This is a genomic window from Mesorhizobium sp. M7A.F.Ca.CA.003.01.2.1 (assembly GCF_003998945.1).
GTDB lineage: Bacteria > Pseudomonadota > Alphaproteobacteria > Rhizobiales > Rhizobiaceae > Mesorhizobium > Mesorhizobium ciceri.
In genome coordinates, this window is the sequence record NZ_RZRA01000782.1 from 1 (window position 1) to 2,764 (window position 2,764).

The window sequence follows — 2,764 nt, forward strand, 5'->3', positions numbered from 1 at the left end:
CGCCAACACCGCCCGGCACGCCCCGCCACCACCGCAGCCGGTGCAGGACAGCATCGACGACACGCTGATGAGAGAACTTGAAGTATCGCTGGACCAGCCCCGTTCGGGCGGCCAGGTGGGCAAGCCGGCGGCGCCGCAGTCGCTCGACGACGAGATGACCAAGCTTCTCGGTGAACTCTCCAGCCAGAAGAAATGAGCGACCGCCGGGTCGCTATCCCCGCGAAACACCGTCGCCGGTCCGGCTGCCGAACCACCTCGTCCGAAGCCCCGAGGGTTTTCGATCTTCGCGCGCCCTGAGCGGTGGATGCCGCACCAATGAAAATGGCCGGAAAACCGGCCATTTTCAGAATCGAGTTCGTTCGAGACAGCCGGCCGTGAGCTTCAGTCGTCGCGATAGACTTTTTCGCGGCGCTCATGCCGCTCCTGCGCTTCGATCGACAATGTCGCGATCGGACGTGCATCGAGCCGCTTCAGCGCGATCGGCTCGCCGGTTTCTTCGCAATAGCCGTAGGTGCCTTCGTCGATGCGTTGCAGGGCGGAATCGATCTTTGCAATGAGCTTGCGCTGACGGTCGCGGGCCCTGAGTTCGATGGCCCGGTCGGTTTCCGAAGAGGCGCGATCGGCCAGATCGGGGTGGTTGGCGTTTTCTTGCTGCAGGATTTCCAGTGTTTCGCGCGCTTCGCGCAATATGTCATTCTTCCAGGTGACGAGCTTTGAGCGGAAGTAGGATTTCTGCCGCTCGTTCATGAACGGCTCGTCTTCGGAGGGTACGTAATCGGCGGTAACGATGTCGTTCATTCGACTCACCCAAACTGCCCCAAATTTGGCGCCTATATATTCGTCGTCCGACGCCTGCACAAGCGCAATCGGCCGCTGTTTCACGCAATTGTTAAAGTACCCGGGCACGCGTCTTTGCAGCCGCGTACGGTCGCTTTGGTACAAACTCCGCCGCGACACTTTGGATCCGGTGACGCATATTTTCCCTGATCGCGGTGCCCCCGGGGCCGATATGCAAGCGCATTTTGCAGCAGCCAGCGTTGGCTGATTCGCCGTGTTTGAAGAGCACGGGCCATTGTGCGCGACGCCGTTCTCGTGGCTAATCCCGGAAGGCTTCGGCATTCGGAGGTTGGGTGAGCAGGCTTTATCTGTTGCGACATGCCAAGGCTGGCTGGGCATTGCCCGGCATGCGCGATTTCGACCGTCCGCTCGATGCGTCCGGCCGCGCCGATGCCGAAATGATAGGCGCCGCCATGCGCTCCCGCCTCTATGTTCCGGACCGGACGCTGTGCTCCAACGCCAAACGCGCCAAAGAGACGCTGGAAGGCCTGGCCGGCCAGACCGACACCGGCCGGGTCCTGTTCTTCGACGGGCTCTACAGCGCGGACGCGGCCGGTTATCTCAACCTTATCAGGAACAATGGCGGATCGGGCTCGTTGCTGGTCATCGGCCACAACCCGATGATGGAAGACCTTGCCATGGCAGTTTCGGGCGGCGGCGACGAGGCTGCGCGGGCCACGCTGAACCATGGGTTCCCGACCGCGGGCCTGGCGGTCGTCCGCTTCGACGGCGATCTTGCCAGCGCCGCCCAAGGCACCGGCTATCTCGAAGCGTTCCTGACGCCGGCCGATCTCTGAAGCCATTTCAAAGCCTTGTTGCAGCGCCTATATCGGACGGACCGAAGTTCGAGAGAGCATATTTTGGCATCATCGCTGACCACCTTCACCGACGAGGCGAGGATTGCCCTCGACACGCTATCGGGCCGCGCCACCGGGCTTTTTTCCCCATCGCTGCGCCTCGGCGTGACCGGATTGTCCCGCGCCGGCAAAACGGTGTTCATATCGGCCCTTGTCCACAATTTGATCCATGGCGGGCGCCTGCCGCTGTTCGAGGCGCAGAAATCGGGGCGCATCGCGCGCGCCTTCCTCGAGCAGCAGCCCGACGACGCGGTGCCGCGTTTCCAGTACGAGGACCACATCGCAGCCTTGGTCAACGACCGCGTCTGGCCCGATTCGACGCGCGCCATTTCGGAGCTGCGGCTGACCATCGAATATGAATCGGCTTCCGGCTGGAGCCGCATGTTTTCCTCGGGCAGATTGTCGGTCGATATCGTCGATTATCCCGGCGAATGGCTGCTCGATCTGCCGCTGCTCGGCAAATCCTTCGCCGATTTTTCCCACGAAGCCTTTGAGATGGCCGTTCTGCCGGTGCGCGAGGACCTGTCGCAAGCCTGGCGGGCACTATCGGCCGGGATCGACCCGAACGCCGATGCCGACGAGATGACGGCGCGCCGCCTGGCCGAGAGTTTCGCCGCCTATCTGAAGGCCTGCAAGCTCGACGAGCGGGCGCTTTCGACCTTGCCGCCCGGCCGCTTCCTGATGCCGGGCGATCTCGAAGGCTCGCCGGCCCTGACCTTCGCGCCACTGGCCGCGATCGGCGACAACCGTCCGCGCGCAGGCTCGCTGCACGCCATGATGGACAGGCGCTATGAGGCCTACAAGACGCATGTCGTCAAACCCTTTTTCCGGGAACACATCACCCGCCTCGACCGCCAGATCGTGCTGATCGACGCTATGCAGGCGCTGAACGCCGGCCCGGGCGCCATGGCCGACCTGGAACGCGCGGTGACCGAGATCCTCAGCTGTTTTCGCCCCGGCCGGGGCAGCTTCCTCACCGATCTGTTCTCGCGGCGCATCGACCGCATCCTGGTTGCCGCGACCAAGGCCGACCATCTGCATCACGAAAGCCATGACCGGCTGCAGGCGAT

Annotated in this window: 3 protein-coding genes and 1 pseudogene; 3 read left to right on the top strand and 1 reads right to left on the bottom strand. The window is 63.2% G+C overall.

Annotated elements, in window-relative coordinates; genetic code table 11:
- Nucleotides 1–196: pseudogene (locus tag EN969_RS25440) on the top strand (hypothetical protein); the annotation flags it as partial.
- 185 nt (nucleotides 197–381) lie between these two features.
- Here the strand turns inward: EN969_RS25440 and dksA are convergent.
- Nucleotides 382–798, bottom strand: coding sequence for an RNA polymerase-binding protein DksA (gene dksA / locus EN969_RS25445; RefSeq protein ID WP_013531862.1), 417 nt, complete (start codon nucleotides 796–798; stop codon nucleotides 382–384).
- Between the two features lie 332 nt (nucleotides 799–1,130).
- Between dksA and EN969_RS25450 the strand changes: the two genes are divergently transcribed.
- Entirely contained in the window at nucleotides 1,131–1,634 is a 504-nt protein-coding gene (locus EN969_RS25450; protein WP_063167923.1) for a histidine phosphatase family protein, read from the top strand.
- A 63-nt stretch (nucleotides 1,635–1,697) separates the two neighbouring features.
- Nucleotides 1,698–2,764: YcjX family protein (locus tag EN969_RS25455; protein WP_127419495.1), on the top strand; the 1,067-nt coding region annotated here is incomplete at its 3' end.

What these genes read in the sequence shown, in the direction of transcription:
- dksA (WP_013531862.1), bottom strand. Translation starts at nt 798, where the DNA reads ATGAACGACATCGTTACCGCCGATTACGTACCCTCCGAAGACGAGCCG.